The organism is Cupriavidus yeoncheonensis (genome assembly GCF_905397275.1).
GTDB lineage: Bacteria > Pseudomonadota > Gammaproteobacteria > Burkholderiales > Burkholderiaceae > Cupriavidus > Cupriavidus yeoncheonensis.
Genome location: NZ_CAJPUY010000010.1, coordinates 206,051 through 228,330 on the forward strand (window position 1 = coordinate 206,051; position 22,280 = coordinate 228,330).

20 protein-coding genes are annotated in these 22,280 nt (G+C 65.5%); 13 read left to right on the plus strand and 7 right to left on the minus strand.

The genetic code is table 11. The features are described from left to right. Positions 1 to 89: 89 nt before the first annotated feature. From KHO22_RS15840 to KHO22_RS15865, 6 genes are all read right to left on the minus strand, one after another. The gene (locus KHO22_RS15840; RefSeq protein ID WP_230426890.1) at positions 90 to 380 is read right to left on the minus strand and encodes a hypothetical protein; all 291 of its coding nucleotides are present in this window, start codon (positions 378 to 380) and stop codon (positions 90 to 92) included. A gap of 51 nt (positions 381 to 431) precedes the next feature. Beyond that, on the minus strand, positions 432 to 1,226 hold the full coding sequence (locus tag KHO22_RS15845) for a peptidylprolyl isomerase (RefSeq protein ID WP_211948099.1): 795 nt from the start codon (positions 1,224 to 1,226) through the stop codon (positions 432 to 434). Between the two features lie 4 nt (positions 1,227 to 1,230). Further along, a complete protein-coding gene (locus tag KHO22_RS15850; RefSeq protein ID WP_211948100.1) occupies positions 1,231 to 1,545 on the minus strand; it encodes a BolA family protein in 315 nt (104 codons plus the stop codon). Positions 1,546 to 1,613: 68 nt separating this feature from the next. After that, on the minus strand, positions 1,614 to 2,153 hold the full coding sequence (locus KHO22_RS15855) for a septation protein A (protein ID WP_211948101.1): 540 nt from the start codon (positions 2,151 to 2,153) through the stop codon (positions 1,614 to 1,616). A gap of 76 nt (positions 2,154 to 2,229) precedes the next feature. Beyond that, positions 2,230 to 2,640: a peptide-methionine (R)-S-oxide reductase MsrB gene (gene msrB / locus KHO22_RS15860; protein WP_211948102.1), complete on the minus strand. Its 411-nt coding sequence runs from the start codon at positions 2,638 to 2,640 to the stop codon at positions 2,230 to 2,232. Between the two features lie 116 nt (positions 2,641 to 2,756). Continuing rightward, positions 2,757 to 4,319, minus strand: coding sequence for a protein adenylyltransferase SelO (locus KHO22_RS15865; RefSeq protein WP_211948103.1), 1,563 nt, complete (start codon positions 4,317 to 4,319; stop codon positions 2,757 to 2,759). Between the two features lie 384 nt (positions 4,320 to 4,703). Between KHO22_RS15865 and KHO22_RS15870 the strand changes: the two genes are divergently transcribed. The 6 genes from KHO22_RS15870 to KHO22_RS15895 all read left to right on the plus strand — a co-directional run bounded on the left by KHO22_RS15870 (position 4,704) and on the right by KHO22_RS15895 (position 11,646). Next, positions 4,704 to 6,329, plus strand: coding sequence for a 3-(methylthio)propionyl-CoA ligase (locus KHO22_RS15870; RefSeq protein WP_211948104.1), 1,626 nt, complete (start codon positions 4,704 to 4,706; stop codon positions 6,327 to 6,329). Between the two features lie 144 nt (positions 6,330 to 6,473). Beyond that, the gene (locus KHO22_RS15875; RefSeq protein ID WP_211948105.1) at positions 6,474 to 7,724 is read left to right on the plus strand and encodes a branched-chain amino acid ABC transporter substrate-binding protein; all 1,251 of its coding nucleotides are present in this window, start codon (positions 6,474 to 6,476) and stop codon (positions 7,722 to 7,724) included. A gap of 167 nt (positions 7,725 to 7,891) precedes the next feature. Further along, on the plus strand, positions 7,892 to 8,839 hold the full coding sequence (locus tag KHO22_RS15880) for a branched-chain amino acid ABC transporter permease (protein WP_211948106.1): 948 nt from the start codon (positions 7,892 to 7,894) through the stop codon (positions 8,837 to 8,839). Positions 8,840 to 8,849: 10 nt separating this feature from the next. Further along, positions 8,850 to 10,163, plus strand: a complete 1,314-nt coding sequence (locus KHO22_RS15885) for a branched-chain amino acid ABC transporter permease (protein ID WP_420839607.1) — start codon at positions 8,850 to 8,852, stop codon at positions 10,161 to 10,163. Further along, positions 10,160 to 10,933: an ABC transporter ATP-binding protein gene (locus KHO22_RS15890; RefSeq protein WP_211948108.1), complete on the plus strand. Its 774-nt coding sequence runs from the start codon at positions 10,160 to 10,162 to the stop codon at positions 10,931 to 10,933. Before KHO22_RS15885 ends, KHO22_RS15890 begins: the two co-directional genes overlap by 4 nt. Beyond that, positions 10,933 to 11,646 carry an ABC transporter ATP-binding protein gene (locus KHO22_RS15895; RefSeq protein WP_211948109.1) on the plus strand — a complete coding sequence of 238 codons (714 nt, stop codon included), beginning with the start codon at positions 10,933 to 10,935 and terminating at the stop codon, positions 11,644 to 11,646. The genes KHO22_RS15890 and KHO22_RS15895 overlap by 1 nt, the downstream gene beginning before the upstream one ends. A 50-nt stretch (positions 11,647 to 11,696) precedes the next feature. Here KHO22_RS15895 and KHO22_RS15900 read toward each other — a convergent pair whose 3' ends face one another. Further along, positions 11,697 to 13,217: an amino acid permease gene (locus tag KHO22_RS15900; protein ID WP_211948110.1), complete on the minus strand. Its 1,521-nt coding sequence runs from the start codon at positions 13,215 to 13,217 to the stop codon at positions 11,697 to 11,699. A gap of 501 nt (positions 13,218 to 13,718) precedes the next feature. Between KHO22_RS15900 and KHO22_RS15905 the strand changes: the two genes are divergently transcribed. From KHO22_RS15905 to KHO22_RS15935, 7 genes are all read left to right on the plus strand, one after another. Further along, positions 13,719 to 15,800 carry a 3-hydroxyacyl-CoA dehydrogenase NAD-binding domain-containing protein gene (locus tag KHO22_RS15905; RefSeq protein ID WP_211948111.1) on the plus strand — a complete coding sequence of 694 codons (2,082 nt, stop codon included), beginning with the start codon at positions 13,719 to 13,721 and terminating at the stop codon, positions 15,798 to 15,800. Between the two features lie 34 nt (positions 15,801 to 15,834). Further along, positions 15,835 to 16,491, plus strand: coding sequence for a bifunctional nicotinamidase/pyrazinamidase (gene pncA / locus KHO22_RS15910; RefSeq protein WP_211948112.1), 657 nt, complete (start codon positions 15,835 to 15,837; stop codon positions 16,489 to 16,491). Positions 16,492 to 16,519: 28 nt separating this feature from the next. Then, on the plus strand, positions 16,520 to 17,698 hold the full coding sequence (locus tag KHO22_RS15915) for an acetyl-CoA C-acyltransferase (RefSeq protein ID WP_211948113.1): 1,179 nt from the start codon (positions 16,520 to 16,522) through the stop codon (positions 17,696 to 17,698). Between the two features lie 196 nt (positions 17,699 to 17,894). Next, positions 17,895 to 19,757, plus strand: a complete 1,863-nt coding sequence (locus tag KHO22_RS15920; RefSeq protein ID WP_211948114.1) for an acyl-CoA dehydrogenase — start codon at positions 17,895 to 17,897, stop codon at positions 19,755 to 19,757. Positions 19,758 to 19,803: 46 nt separating this feature from the next. Then, positions 19,804 to 20,586: an SDR family oxidoreductase gene (locus KHO22_RS15925; protein ID WP_211948115.1), complete on the plus strand. Its 783-nt coding sequence runs from the start codon at positions 19,804 to 19,806 to the stop codon at positions 20,584 to 20,586. Between the two features lie 118 nt (positions 20,587 to 20,704). Then, positions 20,705 to 21,142 carry a PaaI family thioesterase gene (locus KHO22_RS15930; protein WP_211948116.1) on the plus strand — a complete coding sequence of 146 codons (438 nt, stop codon included), beginning with the start codon at positions 20,705 to 20,707 and terminating at the stop codon, positions 21,140 to 21,142. Between the two features lie 113 nt (positions 21,143 to 21,255). Further along, a complete protein-coding gene (locus KHO22_RS15935) occupies positions 21,256 to 22,266 on the plus strand; it encodes an NADP-dependent oxidoreductase (protein WP_211948117.1) in 1,011 nt (336 codons plus the stop codon). The last annotated feature ends 14 nt before the right edge of the window (positions 22,267 to 22,280 follow it).

A 22,280-nucleotide genomic window follows, 5' to 3' on the forward strand; every position in this document is an offset into this window, starting at 1 on the left:
GGCGGCGCATGCCGCCCGGCGCGAAATCAGTGGAAGCGGAGGAAGCGGCGTGTCGCACCCGGATCAGCGGGTGTGGCACGCCGCTTTTCTTATTCCGGTAGCGGCGCTACCAACCGTGAACTCCACGACGCATACGCGAAGTGCAGCAGCCGGTGCCGGTCGCAATCCTTGAGGGGAATGATTTCGCCGCGCGATTCCTTGTAGGCGACCACTGCCCGAAGGATCTTCTCCGGCGCATAGCGGTCCCGCAACGGCAGGTGGTGGTGGAGCGTGCGCCACCCGGGGGCGGCGCCGTCAAGAGAGGCCGAGGCAAGTGCGCAGTAGCACATGCCCCGGGAAGAGAGATACCAGAGTTGCCAGTAGCCGGCTTGAGGCTCCACGCTGCTGCTTCCTTCTAGTCTGCAGCCCGGCGGGGGTACCGGCCTGCAACGTTACTGGATCTTGGCCTTTTCCTTGAGGGCCTTCATCATGGCCTGGAACTGCTCGCGCTGCCAGTTCTGGTCACCCATCATCATCTGCATCAGCTGGGGCTTGACCTCTTCGAAGCTCGGGATCTTCGATTCGCGGACGTCGACGAGCTCGATGATGTGCCAGCCGAACTGGGTCTTGACCGGCGTATCGGTCATCTGGCCCTTCTTCAGACCCGTCATGGCCGCCGAAAATTCCGGCACGTAGCTGCCGCTGTTGGCCCAGTCCAGGTCGCCGCCATTGGCCGCCGAGCCCGGGTCCTTGGACGAGGCCTTGGCCAGGTCCTCGAACTTGGCGCCGCCCTTGATCTTGGCGATGATGGCCTTGGCGTCGGCTTCGTTCGCCACGAGGATGTGGCGCACGTGGTATTCCTTGCCGTTGCCGAACTGGGACTTGATCTTGTCGTACTGCTTGCGCAGTTCGGCGTCGCTGGCGCCGTGGGTCTTCACGTAGTCTTCGAACACCGCGCCGGCCAGCACGTTCAGGCGGGCTTGTTCCAACTGCTCCTGCACGTCGTCACGCTGCGTCAGGCCGCGCTTGTTGGCTTCTTGCACCAGCAGTTCGCGGTCGATCAGCATGCTGCGCGCACGGTCCCGCAACTCCGGGTTTTCGGGCTGGCCGGTGCCGGCGATCAGCTTGTCCAGCTTGGCCGAGGGAATGGCCTTGCCATTCACGACAGCGGCATTCTGGGCGGCTGCGGGCAGGCTGCCGGCAGCGAGCACAGCCGCCAGGCTGAACGAGAGGACGGTGGTCTTCATGGAATCAGTTCTGAGAGTTGCTGGAAGTACCGCGTGAAGTTTCGCGGGATTGGAATTCTTGATCGGTGAACGCGGTCACGGCCAATGCGTGGATCTGCGTGGGGAACAGACCGCGCAGCGCATCATACACCATGCGGTGCCGCGCAACGCGGGAGTGCCCCGTAAAGCGCTCGCTGACGATGGTCACGTCATAGTGGCCGCCGCCGGACGCCGCGCCGGCGTGGCCGGCATGCAACGCGCTGTCGTCGCGCACGACCAGATGGCTGGGGGCGAGCGCTTCGCGCAGCATCGCCTCGATGGTGGCGGGATCAGCTGCCATTTGTATTCCTTGGGGGTTCTTGGGAGCGAAGCCAGGAAGCACCGGGCCCCGCCATGTGGTGAAGGCGCTCAGTCCTGCGTGTTTTCCTGCATGTGGCGCGACAGCCAGACGCTCTGCGCGATGATGAAGACGAGCATCAGCCCCATGCTGCCGAACAGCTTGAAGTTCACCCAGACGTCCGTGGAGAACTGAAAGGCCACATACAGGTTCAGCACCCCCATGGCGGCGAAGAAGCCGGCCCATGCCGCATTGAGGCGGCTCCATACCGTGTCGGGCAGCGTGACCTGCTTTTCCATCATGGCGCGGATCAGGTTCTTGCGCCAGCCGATCACCGAGCCGACCAGCGCAACGGCGAACAGCCAGTACAGCACGGTCGGCTTCCACTTGATGAAGGTCTCGTTGTGCAGCACCAGGGTGGCGCCGCCGAACACGCCGATGATCAGCAGGCTCACCCACTGCATCGGTTCGACCTTGCGGTGGCGCAGCCATACCCAGCCGATCTGCAGCACGGTGGCGCCGATGGCCACGGCCGTGGCGGTGTAGATGCCGGCCAGCTTGAAGGCGGCAAAGAAAAGGATGACCGGAAACAGGTCGAAGAGGAATTTCATGCAGGAATAGCTTGGGTTGGCGGGCCCGGCTGCGCGCCCGGCCCGCGGGCCGGCTGCACGGCCGGGCGCATGTGCGTCAGCCGTCGCGCTCAGCCGGGTCGCGATCGTCGAATTTTAACGCAGCCGAGTTGATGCAATAGCGAAGTCCGGTCGGCGCGGGGCCATCCTCGAATACGTGGCCGAGATGGCTGCCGCATTCCTTGCAGCGGACCTCGACGCGAACCATGCCATGGGTGTGGTCGGCATGCTCCGCGATCACTTCGCCGTTGATCGGCCGGAAATAGCTGGGCCAGCCGCAGCCGGCGTCGAACTTGGTGGCCGATTCGAACAGCGGGGTGCCGCAGCCTACGCACTTGTAGATGCCGTTGTCCCAGTGGTCCCAGTAGCGGCCCGTGAACGGGCGCTCGGTCGCGGCTTCGCGCGCCACGCGGTATTCGATGTCGGAGAGTTGCTCGCGCCACTCGGCGTCGGTCTTGCTTGTGGTCATGCTGGATCCTTTCGGTAGGGGGCTGGCGCTTCATGCCGGCCCCACGCATTGGTCGCGGCCGTTGTTCGAACCTTACACCAGCCCGGAGGCGCGTGCCGGGCGGCGCCAGGCCGACTTCACGACGAGCAGCTCACTTCCAGGCCCGACGCCCAGTCTGGCGGCAGCGCGGCGTAGGCTTCCGATTCCGGCTGTTCGTCGAAGGGACGCGACAGCACGGCGAGCAGCCTGTCCACCTCGCTGAAATCCTTCTCCCGCGCGCGGCGGATGGCGGTTTCGGCCAGATGGTTGCGCAGTACGAACTTGGGGTTGACCGCCAGCATGGCGGCGCGCCGGGTGGTGTCGTCCGACTGTTCCGCCCGCAGCCGGGCCCGGTAACCCTCCGCCCAGGTATCCCAGGCGGCACGGTCGAGGAACAGGTCGCGCACCGGCGCGTCGCTGGCGCCATCAGCGGAGGAGATGTGGGCCAGCTTGCGCCAGAACAAGGTGTAGTCCACGCGTTGTTGATGCAGAAGCTGGAACAGGCTGTTCATCAGCGGCTCGTCTTCCTTGTCGCCGCCGGCGGGCATGCGCAGGCCCAGCTTGGCGCGGTAGTGGCGGAAGAACTCGCTGGCATAGCGGTCGCGGAACGGGTCGAGCGCTTCGCGCGCCTGCGCCACGGCGCCGTCACGCGCGGTGTCGCCGGCATCCGGCTCCAGCCACAGCGGCAGCAGCGCCTGTGCCAGGCAGTGCAGGTTCCAGAACGCGATCTGCGGCTGCTGGCTGTACGCGTAGCGGCCCTGGGTGTCCGAGTGGTTGCAGATGTGGTTGGCGTCGAACGCGTCAAGGAAGCCGAACGGACCGTAATCGATGGTCAGGCCGAGGATCGACATATTGTCCGTATTCATCACGCCGTGGCAGAAGCCGATCGCCTGCCAGTGCGCCACCATGTCGGCCGTGCGCAGCGCGACCTCGCGCAGCAGCGCCTGGTAGGGCTGGGCGGACTCGCGGCAGGCAGGCATGAAATTGTCGATGACAAAATCGGCGAGCTGGCGCAGCGCGGCAACGTCTTCGTGCGCGGCAAAGTGTTCGAAGTGCCCGAAGCGGATGAACGTGGGCGCAAGCCGCGTCACCACCGCGGCGGTCTCGATGGTCTCGCGCCGCACGGGCGCGTCGGAACCGATGATGCTCAGCGCGCGCGTGGTCGGCACGCCGAGCGCCGCCATGGCTTCCGAGCACAGGTATTCGCGGATCGATGAGCGCAGCACCGCGCGACCGTCCGCCATGCGCGAATAGGGCGTGAGTCCCGCGCCCTTGAGCTGGATCTCCCACGGCCCGGCATCGGTCTGTGCCTGCGCCAGGCGGATCGCCCGGCCATCGCCAAGCTGGCCCGCCCATACGCCGAACTGGTGCCCGGAATATACGGTGGCCAGCGGGTCGGCCCATGCGGGAACGCTGTTGCCGACGAACGCTTCAATGAACTCCGGCTGCGCCGACGCCTCGGCCGGCATGCCGAGCAGCGCGGCGGCGGCCGGCGCCATGCTCACCAGGTAGGGCGAAGGCAGCGGCGTGGGGCGCAGCCGCGTGAAAAAGCGCTCGCCAAGCCCGGCAAAGCCGGGCGTGGTACGGAATGGCGCCTCGAACGTTGCGCTGTAGCCGGCGGCATCGCGCTGTGCGGAAGGGGGATTGAGGGTATCGGACATTGTCTGGGGGCGGACCGCGCGGCGATGGATTCAGGCATTGATTGGCGAATGCCGCGTGTGGGCGGTGCAGCGCCGCCATGCCGCTTCTCCCGGAAGTGCGCTTGCGTGCTAGGGAAAACGACATGTTGAGGCGCAACATGGCTCGCAGTATTGTACTTCCACATCCGGATCAGGCCCGCCTGGCTGCCTCGTGACACGCAATCTTCTTCCCATTGATTGCGTCGATGAATCCGGTGCATGAAACCTCGCAGAATTGCGGCTCTGAATATGGCAGTGCACAACGGAATCCCGTTGACGTTGATCCAAGGCGTGGGAACAATCGCCAAAAAATAGAACGGTTGTTCGTTTTCAGACGAGAATTATTAAAACTCAGGAGACTGTTTCATGGCATTGATGGGTCAAATGATGAGCGCGCCGCTGCTCATTTCCTCGATCATCAAGCATGCTGCCCGCTACTACGGCGGCACCGAAATCGTCTCGCGACGTACCGAAGGCGACCTTCACCGCTACACCTATCGCGACTGCGAGTTGCGCGCCCGCAAAGTGGCCCAGGCGCTCGGCGCGCTCGGCGTGAAGCCGGGCGAGCGCGTTGGCACGCTGGCCTGGAATGGCTATCGCCACCTTGAGATCTACTATGGCGTGTCCGGCACGGGCGCCGTCTGCCACACCATCAACCCGCGCCTGTTCCCGGAGCAGATCGCCTATATCGTCAACCACGCCGAAGACGGCTATGTCTTCTTCGACCTGACCTTCCTGCCGCTGGTGGAAGGCGTGGCGCCGCATTGCCCGAACGTGAAGGGCTGGGTGCTGATGAGCGACCGCGCCCATATGCCGGCCGAGTCCAAGGCGAAGCTGCTGTGCTATGAGGACCTGATCGACGCGCAGGACGGCAACTACGAGTGGCCGCAGTTCGACGAGAACCTCGCGTCGAGCCTGTGCTACACCTCGGGCACGACCGGCAACCCGAAGGGGGCCCTGTACTCGCACCGTTCGACCGTGCTGCATTCCTACGCGTCGGCGCTGCCCGATGCGCTGGGTTGTTCGGCGCGCGACGTGATCCTGCCTGTCGTGCCGATGTTCCACGTCAATGCCTGGGGCCTGCCGTATTCGGTGCCGCTGGTCGGCGCCAAGCTGGTGTTCCCGGGCCCGAAGCTGGACGGAGCGTCGCTCTTCGAACTGTTCGAGCAGGAGAAAGTCACGTTCTCCGCCGGCGTGCCGACGGTCTGGCTGGGCCTGCTGCAACACGTACAGGCCAACAAGCTGGCGTTCTCGACCTTCCGCCGCACCGTGATCGGCGGCTCGGCCGCGCCGCCCGCCATGATCCGCGCGCTCGAGGCGCTGGACGTCGAGGTGATCCACGCCTGGGGCATGACCGAGATGTCGCCGCTGGGCACGTCCTGCAAGCTGCTGGCCAAGCATGAGGACCTGCCGGACGCCGAGCGCCACAAGATCCTGGAGAAGCAGGGCCGTGTCATCTACGGCGTGGACATGAAGATCGTCGACGGCGATGGCAACGAGATGCCGTGGGACGGCAAGGCCTTCGGTGACCTGATGGTGCGCGGCCCGTGGATCATCGATCGCTACTTCCGCAACGACGCGAACCCGCTCGTCGACGGCTGGTTCCCGACCGGCGATGTGGCCACGATCGATCCCGACGGCTACATGCAGATCACCGACCGCAGCAAGGACGTGATCAAGTCCGGCGGCGAATGGATCTCGTCGATCGATATCGAGAACGTGGCCGCCGCCCATCCGGCCGTGCACATGGCCGCCTGCATTTCCGTGTACCACCCGAAGTGGGACGAGCGCCCGCTGCTCGTCGTGGTGAAGAAGCCGAACGCCGAAGTCACCAGGGAAGAACTGCTGAAGTTCTTCGAGGGCAAGGTCGCCAAGTGGTGGATTCCCGACGATGTGGCTTTCGTCAGCGAGATCCCGCTGACCGCCACCGGCAAGATGCAGAAGCTCAAGCTGCGCGACCAGTTCAAGGACTACCGCCTGCCGACTGCCTGAGGCGGGAACGGGCATCCGCCCTTGCCGTGCCTGCTTGCGGCACGGCGAGGGCGGGGCAGCCGGCGGCGCGCGCAGAGCGCTGGAGCGCCCGCCCGGCAAGCCGCAATCGATGACAAGCCAACGACAAGAGTGAAGGAGACAGGTATGACCAAAATGCGTCCGCTGGTGGCCGGCGTGGCCGCGTTCGCGGCACTGGGTTCTGCGCTGGTTTCGGGCACGGCACTCGCGGATACGGTGAAGATCGCCTTCATCGATCCGCTCTCGGGGCTCATGGCCCCCGTTGGACAGAACCAGCTCAAGAGCTGGCAGTACGTGGCCGAGGTGGCCAACCAGAAGGGATGGGGCGGCCCGCACAAGTTCGAGGTGGTCGGCTTCGACAACAAGCTGTCGCCGCAGGAGAGCCTGACGATCCTGAAGCAGGTGGCGGATCAGGGCATCCGCTACATCGTGCAGGGCAATGGCTCCTCGGTGGGCATGGCGCTGGAAGACGCGGTGGCCAAGCACAACGAGCGCAATCCGGGCAAGGAGATCGTCTACCTGAACTACGCCGCGGTGGACCCGGACATGACCAACAGCAAGTGCAATTACTGGCATTTCCGGCTCGACGCCAACTCCGACATGAAGATGGAGGCCCTGACCACCTACCTGGCCAAGGACCCCAGCGTCAAGAAGGTCTACCTGATCAACCAGAACTACTCGTTCGGCCATCAGGTGGCACGTGCGGCCAAGGACTACCTGAAGCGCAAGCGCCCGGATATCCAGATCGTCGGCGAGGACCTGCACCCGCTGGCGCAGGTGAAGGACTTCGCGCCGTATGCGGCCAAGATCAAGGCCTCGGGCGCCGATACCGTCATCACCGGCAACTGGGGCAGCGACCTCGCGCTGCTGATCAAGGCGGGCAAGGACGCCGGCCTGACCACCAACTACTACACGTACTACGCCGGCACCACCGGCGTGCCGACGGCCATGGGCGCCGCCGGTGCCGAGCACGTCAAGTACGTCGGCTACTTCAACGCGAACAACGAGGGCTTCAAGGGCTCCGACATCATCGAGGGCTACAAGAAGAAGTACAACGACGACTTCTACGTGATGGCCGCCTACACCGGCGTGGCCATGCTGGCCAAGGCCGTCAAGACCGCCAGCTCCACCGATCCGGTCAAGGTCGCCAAGGCCATGGAAGGCATCAAGGTGGACAGCATGAACGGCCCGGTCGAGATGCGCAACACCGACCACCAGGCCCAGCAGTCGCTGGTGGTGGCGACCTGGACCAAGGTCAACGGCAAGGACGTCAAGTACGACCAGGAGAACACCGGCTACGGCTGGAAGACCAACGCGCTGATGGACCAGTACGTCGCGGCGCAGCCGACTTCCTGCCAGATGAAGCGGCCGGGCTGATCCTGCCCACGGCGGGCCGGCCGGCAGCATAAAGCCGGCCGCCCGATCCTGCATACTTTCGGTCGAAACCGGGGAGCGTCCGGGTACCACGTACCCGGCATGACGGCGCTCACCCTTGTTCAAACCGGATGGCTGCGCTGTGGCGCAGCCAGATTGAAGGATAAGTTGTGGAATTCTTCGTCATCTCACTGCTGAACGGCATCAGCTACGGGCTGCTGCTGTTCATGCTCTCGTCTGGTCTTACCCTGATCTTCAGCATGATGGGCGTGCTCAATTTCGCGCACGCCAGCTTCTACATGCTGGGGGCCTACTTTGCCTATACCGTGGCCAGCAAGATCGGATTCTGGCCCGCGCTGATCCTGGCGCCGCTGCTGGTGGCATGTGCCGGCGCACTGGTGGAGCGCTTCGGCCTGCGCACCGTGCACAAGTACGGCCACGTGGCTGAGCTGCTGTTCACGTTCGGCCTGGCCTACCTGATCGAGGAGGGCGTCAAGCTTGTGTGGGGCCTGGCCGCCGTGCCGTACCGCATTCCGGCCGAACTGGACGGGCCGCTGTTCACGGTGTTCACCTCGTCGTTCCCGAAGTACCGCGCTTTCATGATGCTGGTTTCGCTGGGCATGCTGGTGGCGATCTATCTCGTGCTCACGCGCACGCGCATTGGCCTGGTGATCCAGGCCGCGCTGACGCACCCCGAGATGGTCGAGGCGCTCGGCCACAATGTGCCGCGCGTATTCATGATGGTGTTCGGCGGCGGCGCCGCCCTGGCGGGGCTGGCCGGCGTGATCGGCGGCAATGCCTTTGTCACCGAGCCGTCGATGGCGGCGGCGGTCGGCTCGATCGTCTTCGTCGTGGCGGTGGTGGGCGGCATGGGATCGCTGGTGGGCGCTTTCATCGCGTCCATCCTGATCGGCGTGCTGCAGACCTTCGCGGTGACCATCGATGCCTCGCTGGCTGGCCTGTTCGGCAGCATCGGGCTGGCCGTGAGCGACACCACGCCGTTCTATTCGCTGTGGAAGCTCACCGTGGCCCAGGTGGCGCCGGTGCTGCCTTACCTGCTGCTGGTGCTGATGCTGATCTTCCGGCCGCGCGGCCTGATGGGAACCCGGGAGAGCTAAAGCCATGGGAATCGAATCGACGATGGAACAACGCCGTGAAGCGGTCATAACCGGCCGTACCGTGCACTACAAGCCGCTGAACCTCGCGCGCTGGCTGATCTGGGGCCTGACCGTGCTGGTGATGCTGGTGCTGCCGCTGATCTTCAGCGGCGGGTTCGCGATCACGCTGATGTCGCAGATGGGCATCATGGTGATCTTCGCGCTGTCGTACAACATGCTGCTCGGCCAGACCGGCATGCTGTCGTTCGGGCACGCGGTGTATTCGGGGCTGGGCGCCTTCATTGCCGTGCACGTGCTCAATATGGTCGGCGCGGGCAAGGTGTGGTTGCCGGTGTCGATGCTGCCGCTGGTGGGCGGCGTGGCCGGCGCCTTCTTCGGCGTGCTGTTCGGCTACGTGACCACCAAGAAGTCGGGCACCACCTTCGCCATGATCACCATGGGCATCGGCGAGATGGTGTTCGCCAGCTCGCTGATGTTCCCCGAGTTCTTCGGCGGCGAGGGCGGCATCTCCACCAACCGCGTGGTGGGTGACCCATTCCTCGGCATCAGCTTCGGTCCCGGGCGTCAGGTCTACTACCTGATCGCCGCATGGTGCCTGGTGTCGATGGTGGCGATGTATGCCTGGACGCAGACACCGCTCGGACGCATCGCCAATGCGGTGCGCGACAACCCCGAGCGCGTCGAGTTCATCGGCTACAACACGCAGCGCGTGCGCTATCTGGTGCTGATCCTGTCGGCGTTCTTCGCCGGGATATCGGGTGCGCTGTCGGCGATCAATTTCGAGATCGTCTCGGCCGAGAACGTCAGCGCGGTGCGCTCCGGCGGCGTGCTGCTGGCGGCGTTCATCGGTGGCGCGGGCGTCTTCTTCGGGCCGATCATCGGTGCGGTGGTCTTCATGCTGTTCGCGGTGGCGCTGTCGGACCTGACCAAGGCGTGGCTGCTGTACCTGGGCCTGTTCTTCGTGCTGATGGTGATGTTCGTGCCGGGCGGCATTGCCAGCCTGCTGCTGATGCAGATGCCGCTGGTGGCGAAGGGCAAGTTCAGGCAGATGCTGCCGTCCTACGGGCGCGCGGCGGCGGCCGGCGTGGTGCTGCTCGCGGCCATGATCCTGACCGTGGAGCTGGTCTACAAGGTGCAGGTCGACAGCGCCAACGGCACCGACATGTCGCTGTTCGGCATCGGCTTCGATGCGGGCACGCTTGTACCGTGGGCGGTCGCGGCCGTGCTGTGGGTGGCCGGGCTGCTGGCCTGGCGCATGGCAGCGGCGCGCGTGCGTGCCGCCTTGGACAAGGTGCAAGGGGAAATCGCGGGAGGCAGGGCATGACAGCGGCACTGGAACTGACCGATGTACGCAAGAAGTTCGGCCAGACGGAGATCATCCGGGGCGTGAACCTGGCCATTCCCAAGGGAGAACGCCACGCGCTGATCGGGCCCAACGGCGCCGGCAAGTCGACCACGTTCAACCTGATCTCCGGGCGCTTCGCGCCGACCACCGGCTCGGTGCGCCTGAACGGGCAGGAAATCGGCGGGCTGCAGCCGTTCGCCATCAACCGCATGGGGCTATCGCGCAGCTTCCAGATCACCAATATCTTCCACCGCCTGTCGGTGTTCGAGAACTTGAGTTGCGCGGTGCTCTGGTCGCTCGGCTACAAGTACTCGTTCTGGCATCGCCTGTCGGCGCTGCGCGACGCGCGCGAGCGCGCCGACGAGGTGCTGGAGCTGATCGGCATGCACCACCGGCGCGACTCGCAGGCGGGGCTGCTGACGTATGCGGAGCAGCGCGCGCTGGAAATCGGCATCACCATCGCCGGGGGTGCCGACGTGATCCTGCTCGACGAACCCACTGCCGGCATGAGCCGCTCGGAATCGGACCATGCGGTCGAGCTGATCCGCAAGGTCACCGCGGGCAAGACGCTGGTGATGGTCGAGCACGACATGAGCGTGGTGTTCGGGCTCGCCGACCGCATCTCGGTGCTGGTCTATGGCGAGGTGATCGCCACCGACACGCCGCAGGCCATCCGCAACAACCGCAAGGTCAAGGAGGCGTACCTGGGTACCACGCTGGACGAAGACGCCACCGAAGGAGCGCACTGATGGCAAAGCGCATGCTGGACGTCAAAGGGCTGCATGCCTACTACGGCAAGAGCCACATCCTCCACGGCGTGGACGCGCATATCGATGAAGGCGAGATCGTTGCGCTGCTCGGGCGCAATGGCGTGGGGCGCTCGACCATGGCGAAGGCCATCCTCGGCATGGTCAAGGCCGAGGGGTCGGTGCGCTTTCGCGACGAGGAGATCCTCGGCCGCCGCACCTTCGAGATCGCGCACCTCGGCATCGGCTACGTGCCGGAGAACCGGGACATCTTCCCGACGCTGACGGTGCGGCAGAACCTGCTACTCGGCGAGAAGCGCAACCCGCGCCAGGCCAGGCCACGCTGGTCCGTCAACGATATGTTCGCCATGTTTCCCCGCCTGAAGGAGCGCGAGAACACCGCGGCAGGCGTGCTGTCAGGTGGCGAGCAGCAGATGCTGACGCTGTGCCGCACGCTGATGGGCGACCCCGACCTGATCCTGATCGACGAGCCGACCGAGGGCCTCGCGCCGATGATCGTGACGCTGGTGGGCGACTACCTCAAGACGCTGAAGGAGCGCGGCGTGTCGGTGCTGCTGATCGAGCAGAAGCTGGCCATCGCGTTGGATATCTCGCAGCGGGTGTACGTGATGGGCCACGGGCACATCGTGTTCGAAGGCACGCCGACCGAACTGAAGGCGAATGCGCAGGTACGCAAGGAGTGGCTGGAGGTGTAGCGATGCCGGCGCGGCCGGTACGGGCAAGTACCCGCCGGCCGCGCCCGGCATCACGCTTGCGCCGTCTGCTTGCCGGCATCGACGGCGGGCTTCGGCAGCTCGAACGGCATATCCTCATAGTCGATCAGACGCGTCTTCCTGACGATGCGGTAACCGAGCCACAGCGCCAGGAACACCGGCACGCCGATATAGGTGGCGATGATCTCGGGCCAGCGGTTTGGAATGTCCGAGAAGGCCTGATAGTTCTGTCCGGCCACGATGACCAGGCAAAGCACCCCGGCGAAGATCGGGCCGAACGGATACAGCGGCGAATGGTAGGCCAGCGCACTGACGTCGTAGCCCTGATAGACCAGCCCGCGGCGAAAGCGATAGTGGCTGAGGGCGATGCCGAACCAGGCGAAGAAACCCGTCATGGCCGACGTGTTCAGCAGCCACAGGTACACGGCCTTGTCGCCGAACAGCGAGCTGAAGAAGCACAGCGCGCCGATGGCGGTGGTGGCCAGCAGCGCATTGAACGGCACGCCGTTCACGGTCAGCTCGCCGAGCCAGCGCGGCGCGCGGCCGCTGACGGCCAGGCCGTAGAGAATGCGCGTGGACACATACATGCTCGAGGTGCCCGCCGACAGCAGCGCGGTCAGCACCACGGCATTCATCAGGCCCGCGGCAAAGGCCAGTCCGGCGTGGCGGAACACCAGCGCGAACGGACTCACGCCGACGTCGGTCACGTCATTGCGCAGCAGGTTTGGGTCGGTATAGGGAATCATCACGCCGATGATCAGGATCGCGATCACATAGAACAGCAGGATGCGCCAGAAAGTCCGGCGGATCGCGCGCGGGATGGTCTGGGCCGGATTCTCCGCCTCGCCCGCCGCGACGCCGACCGTCTCGGTGCCCTGGAACGAGAAGCCCGCGATCATCGCCACGCCGATCATGGCCGGGATGCCACCGACGAACGGCGCGTCGCCGGTGGTGAAGTTGTGCCAGCCGGATTGCGGCCCGCCTTTCATGATGCCGAAGATCATCAGCAGGCCCACGCCCAGGAACACGATCACCGTGATCACCTTGATCAGCGCGAACCAGTACTCGGCCTCGCCGAAGCCGCGCACCGAGAACGCGTTGAGCGCGAACATCAGCAGCAGGAAGCCCGCGCTCCAGGCCATGCCCGGCATGCCGGGAAACCAGTACTGCATCACGAGCTGCGCCGCCGTCAGTTCCACGGCAATGGTCACGGCCAGGCTGAACCAGTAGTTCCAGCCGAGCGCAAAGCCGAAGCCCTCGTCGACATAGAGCGCACTGTAGGTGACGAAGGAACCGGCCACCGGCATGTGGACTGCCAGTTCGCCCAGGCTGGTCATCAGGCAGTACACCATGAAGCCGAGCAGCGCATACATCAGCAGCGCGCCGCCGGGGCCGGCCTGCGCGATGGAAGCGCCCGAGGCGACGAACAGCCCCGTGCCGACGGCGCCGCCGATCGCGATCATGGTGAGATGGCGCGCCTTGAGCCTGCGCTGCAGGTCGTCATGCTCGACGACCGGGTGCTGGTGCGGATGAGGGTGGGAGTGAGAAGACATCAGGGTCGCTGGAGCTTCACCGGCCCGCACCTCTTTTGGATGTCCGGGCCGGAAAAAACGAAAAGTCGCGAGTCTAACTTGTCTTTTTTAGCGGATCGTCCGGCAACGTCAAATAAAGTCGCATACTGGGATGGATTCGTCCGGCTGGCGACAACAATGTGCCGGAATCAGCATCGCGGACAGGCAACGGCTGTCACGTCAGCCAAGGGGCTTCCGCCGACCGGAACCTGCCCCTATGCACGCGGCGGAGGGGTGGAATAAACCGCGCGCATGATGGGGGAAACCCCCAAAAATTAAAATTGAACGACCGTGCTATTTTGTGTATGCTGTGTTTCGCCCGTCGGCTGAAACGCTTGTCAGGCGCGGGAATGCGGAGGGTTTACCCTTCGGTCGCGGCTCCAGCCGCAGCAGTCAAACGGCCGAGACAGGCCGGCAGTGCAGCACGAAGACATATTCGAGAATTCGAATCCCGAGACAACCCAAGACACCAAAGGAACCAGCATGACAGCGCAGTATCAGGTTCAGGACGGCGTAGCCGTCATCACGCTCGATAATCCTCCTGTCAACGGCCTGGGTCACAGCACCCGGCTTGGCATCGTCGATGGCATGACCCGTGCGCTGGACGATGCGGCCGTCAAGGCCATCGTCATCACCGGCGCCGGCAAGGCATTCTCGGGCGGCGCCGATATCCGCGAATTCAACACGCCCAAGGCCACGCAGGAGCCGACGCTGCATTCGGTGATCCGCGTGATCGAAGGTTCGTCCAAGCCGGTCGTGGCAGCGGTCCACTCAGTGGCGATGGGCGGCGGCCTGGAACTGGCCCTCGGCTGCAACTATCGCGTGGCTTCGAAGGGTGCGCAGATCGCGCTGCCGGAAGTGAAGCTGGGCCTGCTGCCCGGCGCCGGCGGCACGCAGCGCCTGCCGCGCGTGATCGGCCTGGAAGCGGCCGCCAACATGATCGTGTCGGGCACCGCCGTGCCGTCCGAGAAGTTTGCCGGCACCAAGCTGTTCGATGAAATCGTCGATGGCGACGTGCTGCCCGCCGCGGTCAAGTTCGCCCAGAACGTGGCCGCCGCGCCCGGCCCCTATCCGAAGGTGCGCGACCTGAAGGTCCGCCACGAGAACGCGGAAGGCTTCCTCGGCTTCGCCAAGACCACCGTGGGGGCGATGGCCAAGAACTTCCCGGCGCCGCTGAAGTGCCTGGAAGCCGTGGCCGGTTCGCTCAAGCCGTTCGAGCAGGGCCTGAAGGAAGAGCGTGATGGCTTCCTGTACCTGGTGACCACGCCGGAGTCGCGCGCGCTGCGCCACGCCTTCTTCGGTGAGCGCGCCGCCAGCAAGATCCCCGACGTGCCGTCGGATACGCCGGTCCGCAAGATCGAAAAGATCGCCGTGATCGGCGCCGGCACCATGGGTGGCGGCATCAGCATGAACTTCCTGAACGCCGGCATTCCGGTCACGATCCTGGAAACCAAGCAGGAAGCGCTGGACCGCGGCGTCGGCATCATCCGCAAGAACTACGAGAACAGCGCCAAGAAGGGCAAGCTGACGCAGGAAAAGGTCGAGCAGCGCATGGGCCTGCTGTCGACCACGCTGTCCTATGACGACATCAAGGACGCCGACATGGTCATCGAGGCCGTGTTCGAAGAGATGGGCGTCAAGGAAATCGTCTTCAAGAAGCTGGACGAAGTCATGAAGCCGGGCGCGATCCTGGCTTCGAACACCTCGACGCTGGACGTGGACAAGATCGCCTCGTTCACCAGGCGTCCGCAGGACGTGGTCGGCATGCACTTCTTCAGCCCGGCCAACGTGATGAAGCTGCTGGAAGTGGTGCGCGGCGCCAAGACCGGCAAGGACGTGCTGGCCACCGTGATGGCGATCGGCAAGAAGATCAAGAAGACCGCCGTGGTGTCGGGCGTGTGCGACGGCTTCATCGGCAACCGCATGATCGAGCAGTACAGCCGCCAGGCGGGCTACCTGCTGGACGAAGGCGCGCTGCCGGAACAAGTGGACAAGGCCATCGAGAAGTTCGGTTTCGCCATGGGCCCGTTCCGCATGGGCGACCTGGCCGGCAACGACATCGGCTGGGCCATCCGCAAGCGCCGCGCCGTGGACAAGCCGGACATCCAGTACTCGAAGACCGCCGACCTGCTGTGCGAAATGGGCCGCTACGGCCAGAAGACCGGCGCGGGCTGGTACGACTACAAGGCGGGCGACCGCAAGCCGTACCCGAACCAGCAGGTCAACGACATGATCGTGCAGCATTCGAAGGACCTCGGCATTACGCGCCGCAAGATTTCCGACGAGGAGATCGTCGAGCGCCTGGTGTTCGCGCTGGTCAATGAAGGCGCGAAGATCCTGGAAGAGGGCATTGCGTCGAAGGCCTCGGATATCGACATGGTGTACCTGACCGGCTACGGCTTCCCGCTGTTCCGCGGCGGCCCGATGCTGTACGCCGACCAGGTTGGCCTCTACAACGTGGCGCTGGCCATGAAGAGGTACGCCAAGGGCTACCACGGCGAAGCGTGGCAGGTCGCACCGCTGCTGCAGAAGCTGGCGGACGAAGGCAAGGGCTTCAACGACTGAGGCCCGGGCCGCAGCAAGGCTGACGGAGGCGAACATGAGACCCGGTCCGGATGACTGCCTGCTGGTCATCGACGTGCAGAACGATTTCATGCCCGGCGGCGCGCTTGCCGTGCCGCATGGCGATGAAATCGTGCCTGTCGTCAACCGGCTGGCGCGCGTGTTTTCGCACGTGGTGCTGACGCAGGACTGGCACCCGGCGGACCATGTCTCGTTCGCCGCCAACCATGCCGGCGCCGAGCCGTTCCAGATGCTCGCGCTGCCGTACGGCCAGCAGGTGCTGTGGCCGGTCCACTGCGTGCAGGGCACGGCGGGCGCGGCGTTTCATGCCGGGCTCGATGTGTCCCATGCCCGGATGGTGATCCGCAAGGGCCATCACGCGGGCGTGGACAGCTACTCCGCCTTCCTGGAGGCGGACCGCAGCACGCGCACCGGACTGGCCGGCTACCTGCGTGAGCACGGCGTGAAACGCGTGTTCCTGGCCGGGCTGGCGACCGACTACTGCGTGGCGTGGAGCGCGCTGGACGCGCGCGCCGCGGGCTTCGAAGCCGTGGTGATCGAGGACGCCTGCCGCGCCATCGACCTGAACGGGTCGCTGGCGCAGGCGTGGCAAGACCTCGCCGCCGCGGGCGTGGAGCGCATCCAGTCGGCCCGACTGCTGCAGCCAAAGGCTGAACCGAACCAACCGAACTGAAAGACACCAAGATTCCGAGGAGCAAGACATGAACGAGGCAGTCATCGTATCCACCGCCCGCACCGGGCTGGCCAAGAGCTGGAAGGGCGCGTTCAACATGACCCATGGCGCCACGCTGGGCGGCCACGCCGTGCAGCACGCCATCGCGCGCGCCAGGATCGAGGCCGGCGAAGTGGAAGACGTGCTGATGGGCTGTGCCAATCCCGAAGGCGCTACCGGCTCCAACATCGCACGCCAGATCGCCCTGCGCGCCGGTTGCCCGGTCACCGTGCCGGGTGCGACCGTGAACCGCTTCTGCTCGTCCGGCCTGCAGACCATCGCCATGGCCGCGCAGCGCGTGATTGCCGACGAAGGCGATATCTTCGTGGCCGGCGGCGTGGAGAGCATCTCCTGCGTGCAGTCGGAAATGAACCGCCACATGCTGGCCGACCCGTGGCTGGTCAAGAACAAGCCGGAAATCTACTGGAACATGCTCCAGACCGCCGAGAACGTGGCCAAGCGCTACAACATCTCGAAGGATCGCCAGGACGAGTATGGCGTGCGCAGCCAGCAGCGCGCCGCCGCCGGCCAGGAAGCGGGCAAGTTCAAGGACGAGATCGTGCCGATGACGGTGCTCGCGGGCGTGGCCGACAAGTCCACGGGCCAGCTGGTCACGAAGGAAGTGACCATCGACCGCGACGAAGGCATCCGCGGCGACACCACGCTGGAAGCCGTGTCGAAGATCCGCACCGCGGTGCCGGGTGGCGTGGTCACCGCCGGCAATGCGTCGCAGTTCTCGGACGGCGCATCCGCTGCCGTGGTGATGAACGCGCGCGTCGCCGCCGCCAGGGGGCTGCAGCCGCTGGGCGTGTTCCGCGGTTTCGCCGTGGCCGGCTGCGAGCCCGATGAAATGGGCATCGGCCCGGTGTTCGCGGTGCCCAAGCTGCTGAAGAAGGCGGGCCTGAAGGTCGATGACATCGGCCTGTGGGAACTGAACGAAGCGTTCGCCGTGCAGGTGCTGTACTGCGCCGACAAGCTGGGCATCCCGATGGATCGCCTGAACGTGAACGGCGGCGCCATCGCCGTGGGCCACCCGTACGGTGTGTCGGGTGCCCGCCTGGTCGGCCACGCGCTGATCGAAGGCAAGCGCCGCGGCGTGAAGTACGTGGTGGTCACCATGTGCATTGGCGGCGGCCAGGGCGCGGCGGGTCTGTTCGAAGTGCTGTAACCGCTGACGCCTGTTTGCACCCTCTCCCGCTTGCGGGAGAGGGTGACGCTCGAAGTCCGTCCCAAGCCAGCGGTTCTGGCGAACTCAGTACCGCGCAAGGCTGCTTCCTTTCCACAGGGTGTTTTCACACCCTCGGGCGCACCAGCAAGACAAAAGAATTCGCGGTACGCCAAGCAGCGCGCCGCACGGAGACACCATGTCACTGATCCTTTCCCGCCGTGACCTGAATTTCGTCCTGTACGAGTGGCTCAAGGCCGAAGAGCTGAGCCGCATTCCGCGCTACGCCGACCACTCGCGCGAGACCTTCGACGCGGCGCTGGATACCTGCGAGAAGATCGCCACGGACCTGTTCGCGCCGCACAACAAGAAGAACGACCAGCACGAACCGGAATTCGACGGCGAGACCGTCACCATCATTCCCGAAGTCGGCACCGCGCTGAAGGCCTTCTGCGAGGCTGGCCTGATGGCCGCCGGGCAGGACTATGAACTGGGCGGCATGCAACTGCCGGTGCTGGTGGAAAAGGCCGGTTTCGCCTACTTCAAGGCCGCCAATGTCGGCACCAGTTCCTACCCGTTCCTGACCATCGGCAACGCCAACCTGCTGCTGACGCACGGCACGCCCGCGCAGATCGAGACCTTCGTCAAGCCGGAGATGGAAGGCCGCTTCTTCGGCACCATGTGCCTGTCGGAGCCGCAGGCGGGTTCGTCGCTGTCCGACGTCACCACGCGCGCCGAGTACGAAGGCGAATCGCCGCTCGGGGCGCAATACCGGCTGCGCGGCAACAAGATGTGGATCTCGGCCGGCGAGCATGAGCTGTCGGAGAATATCGTCCACCTCGTGCTGGCCAAGATTCCCGGCCCGGACGGCAAGCTGGTGCCGGGCGTGAAGGGCATCTCGCTGTTCATCGTGCCCAAGTACCTGGTCAATGCCGATGGCTCGCTCGGCGAGCACAACGACGTGGTGCTCGCCGGGCTGAACCACAAGATGGGCTACCGCGGCACCACCAACTGCCTGCTGAACTTCGGCGAGGGCATCAAGTACCAGCCGGGCGGCAAGGCCGGCGCGATCGGCTACCTCGTCGGCGAGGCCGGCAAGGGCCTGGCCTGCATGTTCCACATGATGAACGAGGCCCGCATCGGCGTGGGCCTGGGCGCGGTGACGCTCGGATACACCGGCTACCTGCACGCGCTGGACTATGCACGCAACCGCCCGCAGGGGCGGCCGGTCGGCCCCGGCGGCAAGGATCCCGCCAGCCCGCAGGTCAGGCTGGTCGAGCACGCGGATATCCGCCGCATGCTGCTGGCACAGAAGAGCTATGTGGAAGGCGGCCTGGCGCTCAACCTGTATTGCGCGAAGCTCGTCGACGAAGAGCGTGCCGCGGCGACCGCCGGGGATGCGGACGCGCACGGGCGGCTGTCGCTGCTGCTGGACATCCTGACCCCGATCGCCAAGAGCTGGCCGTCGCAGTGGTGCCTGGAAGCCAATAACCTGGCCATCCAGGTGCATGGCGGCTACGGCTATACCCGCGAATACAACGTCGAGCAGTTCTACCGCGACAACCGCCTGAACCCGATCCACGAAGGCACGCACGGCATCCAGGGCCTGGACCTGCTGGGCCGCAAGGTGGTGATGAAGGACGGCGCCGCATTCCGGCTGCTGGGGGAGCGCGTGCGGGCGACGTGCGAGCGCGCGCTGTCCACCGGCGACACGCAGCTGGCCAGCGAGGCGCGCGCGCTGGGTGCGGCGGCCACGCGACTGGCCGAAGTGACCAAGGTGCTGTGGAGCGCTGCCGACGCCAGTGTGACGCTGGCCAACGCCAGCCTCTACCTGGAGGCCTTCGGCCACGTGGTGGTGGCATGGATCTGGCTGGAGCAGGCGCTGGTGGCGCAGGCCGCGCTGGCACGCGGCGCCAGCGGTGAAGACGAGACTTTCTATCGCGGCAAGCTGGCCGCGGCAACGTACTTCTCGCGCTGGGAGCTGCCCAGGGTCGGCCCGCAACTCGAATTGCTGGCCACGCTGGATCGCACCACGCTGGACATGCAGGACGCCTGGTTCTGACCGGCGCCGCCATTCCCAATATCGAGCATCATCTAGGAACCGAACCATGCGTACCATCCAGCAATTGTTTGATCTGAAGGGCCGTACCGCGCTGATCACCGGCGGGTCGCGCGGGCTTGGCCTGCAGATTGCCGAAGCGCTCGGCGAGCAGGGCGCGCGCCTGGTGTTGTCCGCGCGCAAGGCTGACGAACTGCAGGCCGCGCAGGCGCACCTGAAATCGCGCGGCATCGAAGCCGACTGGATCGCCGCCGACGGCGCGCAGGAGGCCGACATTGCCCGCCTGGCCGACGAAGCGCTGGCCAGGCTGGGCCACGTCGACATCCTCGTCAACAATGCCGGCGCCACCTGGGGTGCCCCCGCTGAAGACCACCCGGTCGAGGCCTGGGACAAGGTGATGAACCTGAACATCCGCGGCCTGTTCCTGCTGAGCCAGCGCATCGGCAAGCTGTCGATGATTCCGCGCCGCTATGGCCGCATCATCAACGTCGCGTCGATTGCCGGCCTCTCGGGCAACCCGCCGGGGTCGATGGAGACCATCGCCTACAACACCTCGAAGGGCGCCGTGGTCAACTTCACGCGCACGCTGGCGGGCGAGTGGGGCGAGCACAACATCACCGTCAACGCGCTCGCGCCGGGCTTCTTCCCGTCGAAGATGACCCAGGGCTCGCTCGATCGCATGGGCGTCGATGCCATGTGCGCGGGCGTGCCGCTGCACCGCCTTGGCGACGACGAAGACCTGAAGGGCGCCGCACTGCTGTTCGCAAGCGATGCCGGCAAGCACATCACCGGCCAGATCCTGGCGGTGGACGGCGGCGTCAGCGCGGTCTGACGGCGGTCCGCGCACTGTCCGAGCGATCGTCGGAGTTTGCGGCAATAATGCGGAACCGGTGCCGGCGGCATAGCCAGCCGCCGGCACCACACCATCCCCCACACCGAATCGCATTGCCATGAACCAGTACACCGGCTCGCTGAGCCATATCCCTTTCCTTGCCGATCTCGGCGTGACCTGCAGCCTGGCGGAAGGCGGACGCAGCGAGATCTCGCTGCCGATCGAAAATCGCCACCAGAACAGCTGGGACATGGCCCACGGCGGCGTGATCATGACGCTGCTCGACGTGGCCATGGCGGTGGCCGGCCGCAGCAGCGATGCCGATGGCCGTGGCGTGGTCACCATCGAGATGAAGAGCAGCTTCATGGCGCCGGGGCGCGGCCACCTGACCGCGCGCGGCACCACCGTGCACCGCACCACCACCATGGTGTTCTGCGAGGCCGAGATCGTCGATGCCGACGGCAAGACCGTGGCGCGGAGCTCGGGCACGTTCAAGTACATCCGACGCATGCCGCCGCAGCGTCCGGGCGCGACCGATACCGGCGCCGACGGCTGAGCGCCGGCGCCGCAAGCACCGGGAGCGGTGTGGCCGCTCCCGCATCGCAGACCAGTTTCCACGCAGTTTCCTGCAGTCCGCAGTTTTCCAACTCCCATTGGAAGGAACCGACCATGTCCAACACATTCAAGCGCATCGTCCTCGCATCGCGTCCCGAAGGCGCGGTGACGTCCGCCAACTTCCGGCTGGAAGAAGTGCCCGTGCCGCAGATTGCCGACGGACAGGTGCTGGTGCGCAACCACTACCTGTCGCTGGACCCGTATATGCGCGGCCGCATGAACGAAAGCAAGTCCTACGCCGTGCCGCAGCCGCTCAACGAAGTGATGATCGGCGGCACGGTCGGCGAAGTCGTGGCCAGCAAGAACGCCAGGTTCAAGGTCGGCGACAAGGTCATTGGCATGTTCGGCTGGCAGGAGATGGCCGTGAGCGACGGCACCGGCATGCAGCCGGTCGATACCACGCATCTGCCGCTGTCGGCCTACCTTGGCTCGGTCGGCATGCCGGGCGTGACCGCGTGGTACGGCCTGAACAAGATCATCCAGCCCAAGGCCGGCCAGACGGTGGTGGTCAGCGCCGCGTCGGGCGCGGTCGGCAGCGTGGTGGGGCAGCTTGCCAAGCTGGCCGGCTGCCGTGCCGTGGGCTTTGCGGGCGGCCAGGACAAGTGCGACTACGTGGTCAACGAACTCGGCTTCGACGCGTGTATCGACTACAAGGCGGCCAAGGATTCGAAGGAGCTCTACACCATGCTCAAGGCGGCCACGCCCGATGGCATTGACGGCTACTTCGAGAACGTCGGCGGCGACATCCTCGACGCGGTGCTGACGCGCATGAACGCGTTCGGCCGCATCGCCATGTGCGGCATGATCGCGGGCTATGACGGCCAGCCGCTGCCGCTGAAGAACCCGCAGCTGATCCTGGTGTCGCGCCTGACCATCGAGGGCTTTATCGTGTCCGAGCACATGGACGTGTGGCCGCAGGCGCTGAAGGAGCTGGGCACGGCCGTCGCGCAGGGCAAGATCAAGTTCCGCGAATCCGTCGCACAGGGCCTGGAAAGCGCGCCGGAAGCGTTCATGGGCCTGCTCAAGGGCAAGAACTTCGGCAAGCAACTGGTGAAGCTGGTGTAAGCGGCACAGGCGGC